This window comes from Cupriavidus sp. 01L46, assembly GCF_056399905.1.
The window spans coordinates 1-12,644 of the sequence record NZ_JBFTSF010000187.1 but is presented as its reverse complement, the minus strand read 5'-3'; the positions used below and the strand labels follow the sequence as shown (position 1 = coordinate 12,644).

The 12,644-nt window shown below is 63.0% G+C and carries 17 protein-coding genes and 1 pseudogene; 5 read left to right on the top strand and 13 right to left on the bottom strand.

The window, feature by feature from the left end; all coding sequences use genetic code 11:
- Nucleotides 1-83: 83 nt before the first annotated feature.
- The 11 genes and pseudogenes from AC1DS3_RS26185 to AC1DS3_RS26135 form a co-directional block, all read right to left on the bottom strand.
- Nucleotides 84-275, bottom strand: a complete 192-nt coding sequence (locus AC1DS3_RS26185) for a DUF2905 domain-containing protein (protein WP_441639705.1) — start codon at nucleotides 273-275, stop codon at nucleotides 84-86.
- Nucleotides 276-417: 142 nt separating this feature from the next.
- Entirely contained in the window at nucleotides 418-738 is a 321-nt protein-coding gene (locus tag AC1DS3_RS26180) for a Rieske (2Fe-2S) protein (protein ID WP_441639674.1), read from the bottom strand.
- A gap of 1 nt (nucleotide 739) precedes the next feature.
- The gene (locus AC1DS3_RS26175) at nucleotides 740-1,108 is read right to left on the bottom strand and encodes an SUF system Fe-S cluster assembly protein (RefSeq protein ID WP_441639673.1); all 369 of its coding nucleotides are present in this window, start codon (nucleotides 1,106-1,108) and stop codon (nucleotides 740-742) included.
- Nucleotides 1,109-1,112: 4 nt separating this feature from the next.
- Nucleotides 1,113-1,562 (bottom strand): Fe-S cluster assembly sulfur transfer protein SufU, encoded by a 450-nt coding sequence (sufU, locus tag AC1DS3_RS26170; protein WP_441639672.1) that lies wholly within the window; start codon nucleotides 1,560-1,562, stop codon nucleotides 1,113-1,115.
- Nucleotides 1,562-2,830 (bottom strand): SufS family cysteine desulfurase, encoded by a 1,269-nt coding sequence (locus tag AC1DS3_RS26165; RefSeq protein ID WP_441639671.1) that lies wholly within the window; start codon nucleotides 2,828-2,830, stop codon nucleotides 1,562-1,564. The genes sufU and AC1DS3_RS26165 overlap by 1 nt, the downstream gene beginning before the upstream one ends.
- Nucleotides 2,827-4,158: a Fe-S cluster assembly protein SufD gene (gene sufD, locus AC1DS3_RS26160; RefSeq protein WP_441639670.1), complete on the bottom strand. Its 1,332-nt coding sequence runs from the start codon at nucleotides 4,156-4,158 to the stop codon at nucleotides 2,827-2,829. The genes AC1DS3_RS26165 and sufD overlap by 4 nt, the downstream gene beginning before the upstream one ends.
- Complete coding sequence (gene sufC / locus AC1DS3_RS26155) at nucleotides 4,155-4,925, bottom strand: Fe-S cluster assembly ATPase SufC (protein ID WP_441639669.1); 771 nt, start codon at nucleotides 4,923-4,925, stop codon at nucleotides 4,155-4,157. Before sufC ends, sufD begins: the two co-directional genes overlap by 4 nt.
- A 78-nt stretch (nucleotides 4,926-5,003) precedes the next feature.
- A complete protein-coding gene (sufB, locus tag AC1DS3_RS26150) occupies nucleotides 5,004-6,452 on the bottom strand; it encodes a Fe-S cluster assembly protein SufB (RefSeq protein ID WP_441639668.1) in 1,449 nt (482 codons plus the stop codon).
- Nucleotides 6,453-6,475: 23 nt separating this feature from the next.
- On the bottom strand, nucleotides 6,476-6,949 hold the full coding sequence (locus tag AC1DS3_RS26145; RefSeq protein WP_477128257.1) for an SUF system Fe-S cluster assembly regulator: 474 nt from the start codon (nucleotides 6,947-6,949) through the stop codon (nucleotides 6,476-6,478).
- A 256-nt stretch (nucleotides 6,950-7,205) separates the two neighbouring features.
- Nucleotides 7,206-8,234: pseudogene (locus AC1DS3_RS26140) on the bottom strand (IS630 family transposase).
- 260 nt (nucleotides 8,235-8,494) lie between these two features.
- Nucleotides 8,495-8,659 carry an FmdB family zinc ribbon protein gene (locus tag AC1DS3_RS26135; protein WP_441639666.1) on the bottom strand — a complete coding sequence of 55 codons (165 nt, stop codon included), beginning with the start codon at nucleotides 8,657-8,659 and terminating at the stop codon, nucleotides 8,495-8,497.
- Between the two features lie 272 nt (nucleotides 8,660-8,931).
- Between AC1DS3_RS26135 and AC1DS3_RS26130 the strand changes: the two genes are divergently transcribed.
- The 5 genes from AC1DS3_RS26130 (at nucleotide 8,932) to AC1DS3_RS26110 (ending at nucleotide 11,333) form a co-directional block, all read left to right on the top strand.
- Nucleotides 8,932-9,372, top strand: coding sequence for a hypothetical protein (locus tag AC1DS3_RS26130; RefSeq protein ID WP_441639665.1), 441 nt, complete (start codon nucleotides 8,932-8,934; stop codon nucleotides 9,370-9,372).
- Nucleotides 9,373-9,599: 227 nt separating this feature from the next.
- Nucleotides 9,600-9,794 (top strand): hypothetical protein, encoded by a 195-nt coding sequence (locus AC1DS3_RS26125; RefSeq protein ID WP_441639664.1) that lies wholly within the window; start codon nucleotides 9,600-9,602, stop codon nucleotides 9,792-9,794.
- 36 nt (nucleotides 9,795-9,830) lie between these two features.
- Entirely contained in the window at nucleotides 9,831-10,178 is a 348-nt protein-coding gene (locus AC1DS3_RS26120) for an MTH938/NDUFAF3 family protein (RefSeq protein ID WP_441639663.1), read from the top strand.
- Nucleotides 10,179-10,282: 104 nt separating this feature from the next.
- Nucleotides 10,283-10,993 carry an SDR family oxidoreductase gene (locus AC1DS3_RS26115; RefSeq protein ID WP_441639662.1) on the top strand — a complete coding sequence of 237 codons (711 nt, stop codon included), beginning with the start codon at nucleotides 10,283-10,285 and terminating at the stop codon, nucleotides 10,991-10,993.
- Nucleotides 10,994-11,084: 91 nt separating this feature from the next.
- Complete coding sequence (locus AC1DS3_RS26110) at nucleotides 11,085-11,333, top strand: hypothetical protein (protein ID WP_477128256.1); 249 nt, start codon at nucleotides 11,085-11,087, stop codon at nucleotides 11,331-11,333.
- A 219-nt stretch (nucleotides 11,334-11,552) separates the two neighbouring features.
- Here AC1DS3_RS26110 and AC1DS3_RS26105 read toward each other — a convergent pair whose 3' ends face one another.
- Nucleotides 11,553-12,245, bottom strand: coding sequence for an IS6 family transposase (locus AC1DS3_RS26105; RefSeq protein ID WP_477128255.1), 693 nt, complete (start codon nucleotides 12,243-12,245; stop codon nucleotides 11,553-11,555).
- A 138-nt stretch (nucleotides 12,246-12,383) separates the two neighbouring features.
- On the bottom strand, nucleotides 12,384-12,644 hold a 261-nt coding region (locus tag AC1DS3_RS26100), incomplete at its 5' end, for a Txe/YoeB family addiction module toxin (RefSeq protein WP_477128254.1).

Genomic DNA, 12,644 nt, shown 5'->3' with positions numbered 1-12,644 from the left:
GTCTTGCGGGAAGGCCGGTCAACTGTGTGCGGTTCCTGCCGCAATCACGCGCCGACACCCGGGTAACAGACTAGGTGCCCGCTTCACCGACCTATTAACCAAAGAATGAACGATGCCGCCGCACTGACGAGCAGCGAAGTCGTAATCGGAAGGTACAGGTGAAAATTATGACGATGAATAACGATATCCCCGGGCAAGTGACCGAATCCGAGCCCGGACAGCCAGGGCCAGAGCAGTCCTCCAGCTACCACGATCAGGCCAAGGACGATAAGCATGCGCGACATGGCCGACCTCCGCATGTTGGATAGTGCACGGTATCCGCTCTCGCCGACGTCGCGTAGCGTGCGGCTGCCAACCGAAGCTGCTGCCCGGAAAGCTGAAGAGGGATTTGGGATTGGAGATGAAGCACGTTGCCACCTAGTCCCAGCGATCATCCTTGACCTGCACCTTGCCGCCCACGACCCGGACCGGGAAAATCGCCACCGGGTCGTATGCCGGAGGAGACAGCGCCGCCCCCGTGATGAGGGAAAAATGCGCGCCGTGGCGCGGGCAGACGACCTCCTGGCCTTCGACGTCGCCGCCACAGAGAGGCTCCGCCTCGTGGGAACACATGTCCTCGACCGCGTAGTAGTGGCCACCCACATTGAATACCGCGACCTGCAAGCCGTCGACGTCAACCGTGCGGCACGTCCCGGGCGCGAATTCGTCGGCCGCGGCGACATCGATCCATTCGCTCATCTCAGAGCAACCCCAGTTCCAGCCGCGCCACCTCGCTCATCCGCTCTCGCGACCAAGGCGGATCCCATACCAGTTCAACCTCGACCTCATCCACGCCGCCAACTTCCATGACGGCACTCTCGACCACGCCGGGGAAGGTCTGCGCCACCGGGCAGCCCGGCGCGGTCAGCGTCATGCGGATGCCCACCTTGCCGGCGGATTCGTCCACGGACAGACTGTAGACCAGTCCCAGGTCGTAGATATTGACCGGGATCTCCGGGTCATAGACGGTGCGCAGCGCCTCTATCACCCGGCCCTCCATCGTGTCGGGGCCAGGCTCGAGCCTGTCTTCATGCGCCTCGGCCTTGCGCAGCCAATCGATCATGCTCATCGCATCACTCCGTTGAGACCGGCTGGGCGCTGCCTTGCAAGGCGGCTTGCATGGCATGCCAGGCCAGCGTCGCGCACTTCACACGTGCCGGAAACTCCCGTACGCCGCCCAGCACCGCCAGCTTGCCCAGCGGCGCGCCGGCCTGCTCCGCGCCAGATCCGGTCACGAGCGAATGGAAGCCGGAAAACAGCGCCTGCGCCTGCGCCTCGGTCTTACCCTTGAGCGCCTCGGTCATCAGTGACGCCGAGGCGGTGGAGATAGCGCAGCCGGAACCCTCGAAGCTCGCATCCTCGATCACGCCATCGCTGACCTTCAGGTACAGCCTCAGCCGGTCACCGCACAGCGGGTTGAACCCCTCGGCGCTGCGGTTCGCCCCCGTCAGCCGCCTGCAATTGCGGGGCGAGCGGCTGTGGTCGACCACAACTTCCCGGTAAAGATCGAGTAGATCGGACATCAGGCAAATACCTCCTGTGCCTTGCGCACGGCACGGAACAACGCATCCACTTCCTCTCGCGTGTTGTATAGCGCGAAGGATGCCCGCACCGTGGCAGGCACACCGAACCGCTCCATCACGGGCATCGCGCAATGGTGGCCCGCACGGACCGCAACGCCTTCCAGGTCGAGGATGGTGCCGGCATCATGGGGATGCACGCCATCCAGGACGAACGAGAGAATGCTCGCCTTTTCCGCGGCCGTACCGATGATGCGCAGGCCGGCAATCTGCGCCGCCTGCCCGGTGGCGTAGGCGAGCAGCGCGTGCTCGTGGGCCGCGATGGCTTCCAGGCCAACCGCGCTCACATAGTCGATCGCCGCGCCCAGGCCGATCACGCCGGCGATATTGGGCGTGCCGGCCTCGAACTTGAAGGGCAGCTCGTTGTAGCTGGTCTTGCGGAATGTGACCTCGCGAATCATGTCGCCCCCGCCCTGGTAAGGCGGCATGGCATCGAGTAGCGCAGCCTTGCCGTAGAGCACGCCAATGCCGGTGGGGCCGTAGAGTTTGTGCCCCGAGAAGGCGTAGAAATCGCAATCCAGCGCCTGCACGTCAACCTTGAAGTGCGGCACGGCCTGGGCGCCGTCGACCAGCACCGGAATGCCCCTGGCATGTGCCAGTTCAATGAGGTACCGCACCGGGTTGACCGTGCCGAGGGCATTGGAGAGATGGGTCACGGCAACCAGCCTGGTGCGTGGGCCAAGCAGGCGCTCGAATTCTTCCAGCAGCAGTTCGCCCGCATCGTTGATCGGCGCCACCTGCAGGATGGCACCTGTGCGCTCGCACAGCATCTGCCACGGCACGATATTGGAATGGTGCTCCATCGCGCTGATCAGGATCTCGTCGCCGGCCCGCAGGCGCTGTCCGTAGCTCGCCGCCACCAGGTTGATCGCCTCCGTGGTTCCGCGCAGGAACACGATCTCCTCACGCCGGGCCGCATGGATCAAGCCTTGCGTAGCGTCGCGCGCCGCCTCGTAGGCATCGGTTGCTAGTTGGCTCAGGGTATGCACGCCACGATGGATGTTGGCATTGAGCGCGGCGTAGTAATGCGCCTCGCAGTCAATCACGCTCTGTGGCTTCTGGCTGGTGGCGGCGTTGTCCAGATAGACCAGCGGCTTGCCGTTGACCGTCTGCCGCAGGATGGGGAAGTCCCAGCGCAGCCGCATGACGTCCAGGCCAGCGGCCGGTGCCGTACCCCACAGGGCCCTGAGTTCATACGCGACCGTGTTCATGTCAGCACCCTCAGCGGCTCGGGCAAGTGGCCGCGCAGGAGCGTCTCCAGCCGCGCGCGCAAGGAAACCACGCCTAGCCGGTTGACCATCTCTTCGGCGAAGGCGAAGGTCAGCAGCGCCCGCGCCGACGCATCGTCCAACCCGCGCGAGCGCAGGTAGTAAATCTGCTCGGGATCGAGCTGGCCGACGGTGGCGCCGTGGCTGCATTTGACGTCGTCGGCGTAGATCTCCAGCTGTGGCTTGGTGTCGACTTCGGCATGCTCGGACAAGAGCAGGTTGCGGTTGGACTGGTGCGCATCGGTACGCTGGGCATCGGCATGCACCACCACCTTGCCGTTGAACACGGCGCGCGAGGCGCCGGACAGCACGCCTTTATAGAACTCGCGGCTCTTGCCTTCCGGTCTGGCGTGGTCGATGCGGGTGTGGTGGTCGATATGCTGCCGGCCGCCGGTCATGTACAGCCCGTCGAGCGAGCATTCGGCGCGCTCGGCATTCAGCCCGACCTGGATGTCGGCCCGCGCCAGAGCGCCGCCCAGGGCGAACGCACTGGAGGTGAAGTGGCTGCCGTGCCGCTGGTCCATATTCACGCCAGCGATGTGGAACGCCTTGAGGCTCTCTTGCTGCACCTTGTGATGTTCGACGTGCGCGCCACGCGCGGCGACGATGTCGGTAACGCTATTGGTGAAATAAGCGAGGCCGTCCACACCCACGTGGTGCTCCACGATGCACACACGGCTGCCTTCTTCCGCCATCACGAGATTACGCGTATGGGTGACCAGCTCCGGCTCGGTGGCGATGAACAGCAGGTGGATCGGCGCGTCGGCAGCGGTGCCGGCGGCCAGGCGGATATAGGCGCCATCGGCCATGAACGCGGTGTTCAAGGCAGCGAAGCCGGACGGGTAGTCGCTCGCGGGGCGGCAAAGCAGCGCTTCCACAGGCTCCGGTGTGCGCTCCAGCATGGCGGCGACGCTGAGGAGTTCAGCCCCTGCCGGCAGCACACCGATACGCGACCATTGCGGCTGGTGGCGGCCATTGACGAATACCATCAGGTACGCGCCGGGCAAAGCGAGCGTCTCGATCCGCGCAGCCAGGGCGGCGTCCGGCCTGTCGCCAGACTGCGCCGGCCCCGCGGCAAAGCGGCTTCGCTCGATCGCGGCCACGCTGGTGTATTTCCAGTCCTCGTGGCGCAGCGTCGGCAACCCGGCTTGCGCGAAGTGTTCCATTGCCTGCTTGCGCGCGCGCGCAAGCCAGGGCAGCCGCCGGCCGGGCAATGCAGCCTCGACGCGGGCGAATTCGGCAAGATAGTGTTCCACGCCGGTTGCGCTCATGCCGAGGCCTCCACGCCAGCGAAGGCCGGCGCCTCCATCCCCACGTAGCCATGACGCTCCAGTTCGAGCGCCAGCTCGGGCCCGCCGGACCTGGCAATGCGGCCCTGCGCCAGCACGTGCACGCGATCCGGCACGATGTAATTGAGCAGCCGCTGGTAGTGGGTAACCAGTACGATGGCGCGTTGGGGGCCGCGCATGGCGCCGATGCCGCTGGCGACGATCTTGAGCGCATCGATGTCGAGGCCGGAATCGGTCTCGTCGAGAATGGCGAGCCGTGGCTCCAGCACCGCCATTTGCAGGATCTCGTTGCGTTTCTTTTCGCCACCGGAAAAGCCCTCGTTCACGGCGCGGTAAAGCAGGCTTGGGTCCATCTCCATGAGCCTGAGCTTGTCCTTGACCAGCGCGAGAAAGTCCATGGCATCCAGCTCCGGCTCGCCGCGATGCTTGCGGATCGCGTTGAGCCCTGCCTTGAGCAGATAGATGTTCGAGACGCCGGGGATTTCCACCGGATACTGGAAGGCCAGGAAGACACCCGCGCGTGCCCGCTCTTCGGGCGGCATGCCGAGCAGGTTCGCGCCATCGTAGAGGACTTCACCCGCGACGACGACGTAGCGGTCCCGTCCGGCCAGCACATGGGCAAGGGTGCTCTTGCCGGAGCCGTTGGGGCCCATGATGGCGTGCACTTCCCCAGCCTTCACGGTAAGGTCGATGCCGTGCAGGATGGGCTTGTCGTCGACTGAGACGTGCAGGTTGCGGATTTCAAGCATGGCTGGCCTCTTGCTCCAATGTGGCTCCGACACGACGCCAATGCGGCTCCGAGGTAGCGCGTCCCGCGCGCTCCCCTCTTAGCCGATGCTTCCCTCCAGGCTGACGCCCAGCAGCTTCTGCGCTTCCACCGCGAACTCCATCGGCAGTTCCTTGAATACTTCCTTGCAAAAGCCGTTCACGATCATCGATACCGCGTCTTCGGGGCCGATGCCGCGGCTTTGGCAATAGAACAGCTGGTCCTCGCCGATGCGCGAGGTGGAGGCCTCGTGTTCGACGCGCGCGGTGGCGTTCTTCACCTCGATATAGGGAAAGGTGTGGGCCGCACACTTGTCACCCAGCAACAGCGAGTCGCACCGCGAGTAGTTGCGCGCGCCGCCGGCGTTCTTTGCCACCTTCACCAGCCCGCGATAGGCGTTCTGGCCGTGGCCGGCMGAAATGCCCTTGGAGAGAATCGTGCTCCGGGTATTCCTGCCGAGGTGGGTCATCTTGGTACCGGTGTCGGCCTGCTGGTAGTGGTTGGTCAGCGCCACGGAATAGAACTCCCCGACCGAGTCGTCGCCCTGCAGGATCACGCTTGGATACTTCCACGTGATGGCCGATCCGGTCTCGACCTGGGTCCACGAGATCTTCGAGCAGGCACCGCGGCAGTCACCGCGCTTGGTCACGAAGTTATAGATGCCGCCCTTGCCATCCTTGTCGCCCGGATACCAGTTCTGCACCGTCGCGTACCGGATCTGCGCACCTTCCAGCGCGATCAGTTCCACCACCGCGGCATGCAGCTGGTTTTCGTCGCGCATCGGCGCGGTGCAGCCTTCCAGATAGCTGACATAGGCGCCCTCGTCGGCAATGATCAGGGTGCGCTCGAACTGGCCGGTCTTCTGGGCATTGATGCGAAAGTAAGTGGACAACTCCATCGGGCAGCGTACTCCTGGCGGGATATAGCAGAACGACCCGTCGCTGAACACCGCCGAGTTGAGCGTGGCGAAGTAGTTGTCGGTGTAAGGCACTACCGTGCCGAGGTACTGCCGCACCAGCTCGGGATGCTCCCGCACCGCCTCCGAGAACGAACAGAAAACAATGCCGAGCTCGCCCAGTTTCGCCTTGAAGGTGGTTGCGACCGAGACGCTGTCGAATACCGCATCCACGGCGACGCCCGCGAGCAACTCGCGCTCCCGCAAGGGCACGCCCAGCTTCTCGTAGGTGCGCAGCAACTCCGGATCGACCTCGTCCAGCGTCTTGGGCCCGGCTTTTTGGGAGCTTGGCGCGGAATAGTAAGCAATTGCCTGATAGTCGATGGGCGGGTGCCTGACCGTCGCCCAGTGCGGCTCGGACACCGTCAGCCAATGACGATAGGCCTTCAGGCGCCACTCAAGCATGAACTCCGGCTCGTCCTTCATGGCCGAGATCATGCGGATCACGTCCTCGTTCAACCCGCACGGCACCGTGTCCGTTGCCACGGACGTGTAGAAGCCGTGCTGATAGCCTTGGCTGATCAGTTCGTCGAGCTTGTGTGCGGGGGTTGCCATGTTCTGCCTTCGGTCGCCTTGCGTCACTCGAACGCCTGCTTACTACGGCCGGCCGCCTTCCAGGCGTGCAGCGCGCCGATATCCACCGGATGCAACGTCGGTTGCGTCATGTCCGCCAGCGTTACGCCATCCAGGGCATGAAAGATCGCCAGGCTGATTCGCTGCCAGTTCGCACGGACGGAACACATTCCTTCCTGGGCGCACAAGCCGGCCGCAATGCTGCATTCGGTCATGCCGGCAGGGCCTTCCATGGCGTCAATCACCTGCGCGATCGAGATCTCCTGCGGCGGCCGCGCCAGCAGGTAACCGCCCTTCGCGCCGCGCAGCGAATGCAGCAGCTTTTGCCGCGCAAGCATCTTGAGGATTTTGCTCGCGGTGGGCATCGACACGCCAATCTCGGCCGCAACCTCGGCGGCACTGCAGATCCGGCCCGGATCGCGCGCCATGTGCGTCATGATCACCGTGCCATAGTMGGTCAGTTTGCTTAGTCTGAGCATCTTTACCCCAAGCTACTCCCTGCCAATTAGAACTGATATGGTCCTGTATAGTTCCTATGAAGGGTTCCGCCGCAATGCGACCTCCAATCCCCCGCTTATCGAATCCGGCAAGTCACGCGTGACTCGGCCGGCAGTCAGAGCATGTCGGGTTCAGCGTATTGGCGCAGAGCCTGATTCGGATGGTCGCCGCCTATGTGGACCCAATGGTGATGAAGGAGACCTCTGTCGGTGGCACAGCCTGCGAGCCGGCATGAACCTAGTGTAGTGTTGCATTCTGTTTGGAACTTAAGCGGCGGTTGGCGCGAATGACCTTCTGCAGGATGTCGCGAGCGCTCTTGGTCGAGATGAACGGCTTGGGGTTGGTGTTGTGGTGAGCGATGTACCCATTGATGGCGGCGATCAGTTCCGGCACGCTGGTGAATACGCCGCGACGAAGTCGCTCGGTCGTGATATCGCGGAAGAACCGCTCGACCATGTTCAGCCATGACGCCGAGGTAGGCGTGAAGTGCATGTTGAATCGCGGATGCTTTGCCAGCCAGTCCTGCACCGCAGGATGCTTGTGCGTGGCGTAGTTGTCGGCGATCAGATGCAGCGTTTTGTCCTTGGGCGTCTCACGGTCGATCTTGCGCAGGAACTTCAACCACTCGGTATGGCGGTGGGGCTGCTGGCACTGGGCAATGACCTGGCCATCGAGCACGTTGAGCGCGGCAAACAGCGTGGTCGTGCCATTGCGCTTGTAGTCGTGGGTCATKGTTGCCGCGCGCCCATTCTTCAGGGGCAGCCCGGGCAGTGTGCGGTCCAGCACCTGCACCTGACTCTTCTCGTCGCAGCACAGCACAAGCGCGTGCTCGGGTGGCGACATGTACAGGCCCACGATATCTTCAAGCTTCTCGACAAACTTCGGATCGCGCGAGACCTTGAAACCGCGCACAACATGGGGTTTCAGGCCGTTGGCACGCCAGTGCCGTGAGACGCTGGCCGCGCAAACACCCAACTCGACAGCCATCTTGCGARTGCTCCAGTGCGTGGCCGCTTCGGGCTTGCTCTGGGTGGTCAGCTCCACGAGGCGAGAGACGTCCACCTTTACCGGCGGCGCTCCACGTGGAAGGTCATGCTCAATGCCCGAGAGTCGCGACTGGGCATAGCGCTCGCGCTAGCGCGAGGCCTGCACCCGGCCCACGCTCAGTTGCTCGGCAATGTCCTTGCTCTGCATCCCCTCAGCCGCAAGCAGCACGATACGCGCACGCTGCACCAGCCTCACGCTGGTAAGCGTCGAACGAACCAGCCTCGTCGGTCAGCACAATTTCAGGGGCAACTCGCATTCGCGCTCTCCACTCTGCTCCGAAGTTGAACATTGGAGGCATGCGAGCATCGTAAGTTCATTCAAGAATGCAACACTACACTAGCACAACACCCAGCCGGGCAACATGGCAAGGTAGGCCAGGCAGCCCGCGAACATGGCGGCCAGCAGCGGAATCCCGGTTGCTACGGCATCCGTCCCCTAACCGTCACGATTTCGCCCTCGCCATCAAGGCTGGGCAGACCTCAGCTCTTTCTCGCCGTCTTCGCAACAAACGGCGTCGGCATGTGCTGTACCGTTTTACTGCCGCACTTGGGGCAAGATGGGTGGGCGATTTCATGTTCGGCGAGATGTTCCGCGCGGTCGAAAACCTCACCGCATTTCTCACAACGGTACTGATAGGTGGGCATGACGCGCCTCCAGCCTGCTTGGTGCACGGACTCGCTGCATCTTGCGATGCCAGCGACTTCCGGCAGTTCGGCACTCCATTCTAGGATACCGTCTCGGGCAGCAAAGGCGATAACGGAATATCTTTTCCATGGCGTTCCCGGGTTTCCGTCSTGGCGGATCTCCTGGCAGTCTCGCATGCCCGGTACCACCCCGGTACCACATCAGGCACCTACGCTTCACAGCGCGCTCTTTGCGTGCTTATTATTGAAACATACGCGTGCTTGCACAAAGCATGGCCACGATCGTCGGTCAGGAGTTGACGATGAAAAAGCCGCACAAGGTGGACTCTGGCAAGACGCGGCGAACCGGTGATCCGGTTCGGCCGCGCACGGATCGCACCATTCCCAGCATCCTGGATTCCACTGAACTGGAAGACGTGTGGGAGAACATCGAGGAGGCCGTTGACGAATTCACCGAACGGGCGGCGGAGCCGATCGATTTCCCCCATGGCCATGACCCAAACGAGGATGACGCGCCAGAAGAAAGCATGAACGAGATCACGCGCGCCGCCGAGAGTATTCCCGCGGATACCCCCGCGGACCGGGCGGACCGGAGCGCGGAGCGCGAAGAGCACCCGCCTGCGCCGCCCAACATCGATGACGTGCTGGACAAGGACCTGATTCCCGATCCTGCCGACGATGCGCCACGCGCCGGGAAGCATCGCAAGCGTTAGGACACGCGATCCATGGCCGCTGCCCGCGCCCGCTCCAGCGGGGAACKGTCTGCCCCAGCTTGCAGGGTGCGCGGCCAGGTGTGCCCCCTATACTCAAAGCGTAACAGGCAATACCTCGCGTGACGGCGGCGCAGAACATGAAGGGCAATCGCGGCGTCATGCCAAGCGAGAACGCGGCAGCATGGCAGCCTGGAGCAGGCTTCGCTGCCAGCCGATAAGGATGCACCATGAGCAATCATCGGTACGTGGTCATCATTGACCAACCCAAGGACGTCTCGGACGAGCAGATGGCCGAATACATCAAGCTTGCCATCAGCGCCTGGGGCGCGGGATTGCCACCGCCGCCCCAGGACAGCCCATTCTTCGACCTGGACGTGGTTGCTGTAACCAGCACCGGCAAGCTACACAAGAACGAATCATGAGCCACTGTCACCGCCCGCGTCCCAGTGGAGGTACGTATGCGCTTCGAAGCATTTTCCTTTGGGTCCGTCTGTATTGACGGCGTGACTTATCAGCATGACGTGGTCATCGATCAGGGTGAGGTTCGCAAGCGAAAGAAGAGGCCATCCAGGCAATTCCGCGAAGCCTTCGGGCACACACCGCTATCAGTCAGGGAAGACATACCCTGGAATTGCAGCCAACTGGTTATCGGCACCGGCACCGGTGCATTGCCGGTGATGGAAGATGTGAAGCGAGAGGCCAGGCATCGCCACGTCAAACTGGTCATTCTTCCAACCGCCGAAGCCATCGCAAGGCTGGCGGAGCACCCCCGCGGCGCCAATGCGATCCTGCACCTCACCTGCTAGACACAATGTATTGACGCCAGCATCGAACTGGCCGCTTGCTTCATGCGCCGGGTGGCCATGATGTCCGACGCCGATGCCGCCCTCGCCGATAAGGAGGCGCCAGCATGGACAGCCAACCGATCACCGTCATCACCGGCGCGAGTCGCGGCCTGGGCCGCGCAGCCGCGAGCCATCTGGCCACCGTGGAAGGCCACCTGGTCGTTGCCACGGCGCGCAAGCCGGCGGACCTTGATGCGTTGCGAGCCCGGCTCGCGCTTACCGGCCACTCGCTCGCATGCCGGCCGCTCGATGTCACCGACACGCATTCGGTGGCCGCGCTGGCCAAGTGGCTGGCCGAACGCTTCGGCCGCGTGAACGTGCTGATCAATAACGCCGGCGTCTTGCTCGATCACGACAGCGCCAACTTGCTCGAACTGCCGCTCGAGACCTTGCGCACCACCCTGGAGACAAATCTCTTCGGCGTGCTGCGGGTCACACAGGCATTGGCGCCCCTGCTGCGCGCCAGCCGCGCCGGCCGGGTGGTCAATCTGGCTTCCGACATGGGCCAGCTCGCGGAGATGACCCGCGGCGTGCCGGCCTACCGTATCTCAAAGACGGCGCTGAATGCCGTCACGCGCATCCTCGCCGCCGAGATGGCCAACAGCGGCGTCAAGGTCAACTCGGTGTGCCCTGGCTGGTGCCGGACCGACCTGGGTGGCCCCGATGCACCGCGTTCTCCCGAGCATGGCATCGACACCGTCGTCTGGCTCGCGACGCTGCCTGAAGCCGGACCCAGCGGTGGCTTTTTTCGCGATCGCCAGCCGATTCCGTGGTAGCGTGGCGCGCCCGAACGCGCGCCTTGCCACTGCAGCGTTGACGCTTGTGCTATCTTGGAAAAGTCGAGCGTTCAATATCGGGGGACGCCAAATGTCAGTGATCGCACYGGACGAAAAAGCGGATTTCGTCGCTATCTTGCATCGTCACCAGCTTGCCGAAGCCGACTTTTTGCTTCAGGAAACCGACACGCCCGACGTCGTCGACGAGGTCTACCCTCTCCAGGGCTATGTCACCATCATCCGCAAGTCGACGCTCAAGGAAAGGGAATACCGAATCGGACATGGCACCGCTTGGACCATCGAATTTGAAAAAGATCTGGCGCGAGGTACGTTCGGCTGAACGGGATCGGAATCGGGAGTGGCCAAATCCGGGGGCGCTTTTTGTGCAGCATGGCCCCCGCACTTGAGATGGGCGGCCCTTTCGCTCGTCGTTGCTGATCGTTGATCGATCTGGAGCGGGGCCGATGGACCGCGCAGAGGCAGGCGTCGGGGAGACGCCGTCACGGTTCTGTCGCAGTAAGAGAGATCAGTCGCCAAGAAGGCCGCAGTGAATCTTGGCTTATGAGGCCAGGGAATAGAATTGCTGTGCAGCGGACACGGTGGCCCCACCGGAACGGTGCATCTGCCCCTTGGCGATCATATGCATCAACTCGATGCCGCCAAGGACAATGCGCGCGCATCGAAAGGCTTTGAAGCCAAGCATCGGTCGGGTGATGCGCTTGATCGYCCGATGGTCCTGCTCGACGATGTTGTTCAGGCGCTTGACCTGTCGAATGGCGATGGGCGTTTCCCGTTCGGCGTTGATGTCGTGCAGGGCCGCCAAGTTGGCCGGGCTGCCGTCGACGGTGACCGTGTCGGGCTGGCCGTGCTGTGCGATGGCCTTCTCGAAGAACCGCCGAGCAGCTGCCTTGTCTCGCTGGACGCGCAGTAGAAAATCGATGGTATGGCCGGCCTTGTCGACCGCCCGGTACAGGTATTTCCACTGGCCGCGCACCAGGATGTAGGTTTCATCCATGCGCCAGCTTTTGCCCACCGGGCGCTTGTGAGAGCGAAAGATCCTGTTCAACGCCGGCAGCAACTTCAGTGCCCAGCGGTGCACGGTCGAATGGTCCACCGAGACGCCACGCTCGGCCATCATCTCGTCGAGATCTCGCAGGCTCAGCGKATAGGCCACGTACCAGCGCACGCAGGTCAGCATCACTTCCAGCGGGTAATGCAAACGCTTCAAGACCTTCGCCACTTCCGGATTCATGGCCGCCACCAACACTCGCTGAGTCTGACACCAGCACATTCTATCGAAGGCTTACTGCGACAGAACCCCCTGGTGCGACGCCGCCGGGCCGTTTCCACAGGGAGATATGAAAAAGGGGCGCCGAAGCGCCCCCAAGGTTCAGTAGTGCTGGCGACACTGCATCACGTAAATGGTGCCGTCCTGAACGATGTAGACCAGGCGGTCAGCCTTCGTGATGCGGCGGGACCAGAAACCCGTCAAATCCCCCTTCAGTGGCTCCGGCTTGCCGGTGCCGGTGAAGGGGTTGCGGGCGATCTCTTCAATGAGACCGTTAATCTCGTCGACGATGCGCTGGTCGATCTTCTGCCAGTACAGGTAATCGTCCCAGGCATGGGTGGTCCATGCGACCTTGCAGTTATT

Bases quoted from the DNA above. Each gene is read 5' to 3' on its own strand.
- AC1DS3_RS26185 (WP_441639705.1), bottom strand. From the start codon at position 275: ATGCTTATCGTCCTTGGCCTGATCGTGGTAGCTGGAGGACTGCTCTGG.
- AC1DS3_RS26180 (WP_441639674.1), bottom strand. From the start codon at position 738: ATGAGCGAATGGATCGATGTCGCCGCGGCCGACGAATTCGCGCCCGGG.
- AC1DS3_RS26175 (WP_441639673.1), bottom strand. From the start codon at position 1,108: ATGAGCATGATCGATTGGCTGCGCAAGGCCGAGGCGCATGAAGACAGG.
- sufU (WP_441639672.1), bottom strand. From the start codon at position 1,562: ATGTCCGATCTACTCGATCTTTACCGGGAAGTTGTGGTCGACCACAGC.
- AC1DS3_RS26165 (WP_441639671.1), bottom strand. From the start codon at position 2,830: ATGAACACGGTCGCGTATGAACTCAGGGCCCTGTGGGGTACGGCACCG.
- sufD (WP_441639670.1), bottom strand. From the start codon at position 4,158: ATGAGCGCAACCGGCGTGGAACACTATCTTGCCGAATTCGCCCGCGTC.
- sufC (WP_441639669.1), bottom strand. From the start codon at position 4,925: ATGCTTGAAATCCGCAACCTGCACGTCTCAGTCGACGACAAGCCCATC.
- AC1DS3_RS26135 (WP_441639666.1), bottom strand. From the start codon at position 8,659: ATGCCCACCTATCAGTACCGTTGTGAGAAATGCGGTGAGGTTTTCGAC.
- AC1DS3_RS26130 (WP_441639665.1), top strand. From the start codon at position 8,932: ATGGCCACGATCGTCGGTCAGGAGTTGACGATGAAAAAGCCGCACAAG.
- AC1DS3_RS26125 (WP_441639664.1), top strand. From the start codon at position 9,600: ATGAGCAATCATCGGTACGTGGTCATCATTGACCAACCCAAGGACGTC.
- AC1DS3_RS26120 (WP_441639663.1), top strand. From the start codon at position 9,831: ATGCGCTTCGAAGCATTTTCCTTTGGGTCCGTCTGTATTGACGGCGTG.
- AC1DS3_RS26115 (WP_441639662.1), top strand. From the start codon at position 10,283: ATGGACAGCCAACCGATCACCGTCATCACCGGCGCGAGTCGCGGCCTG.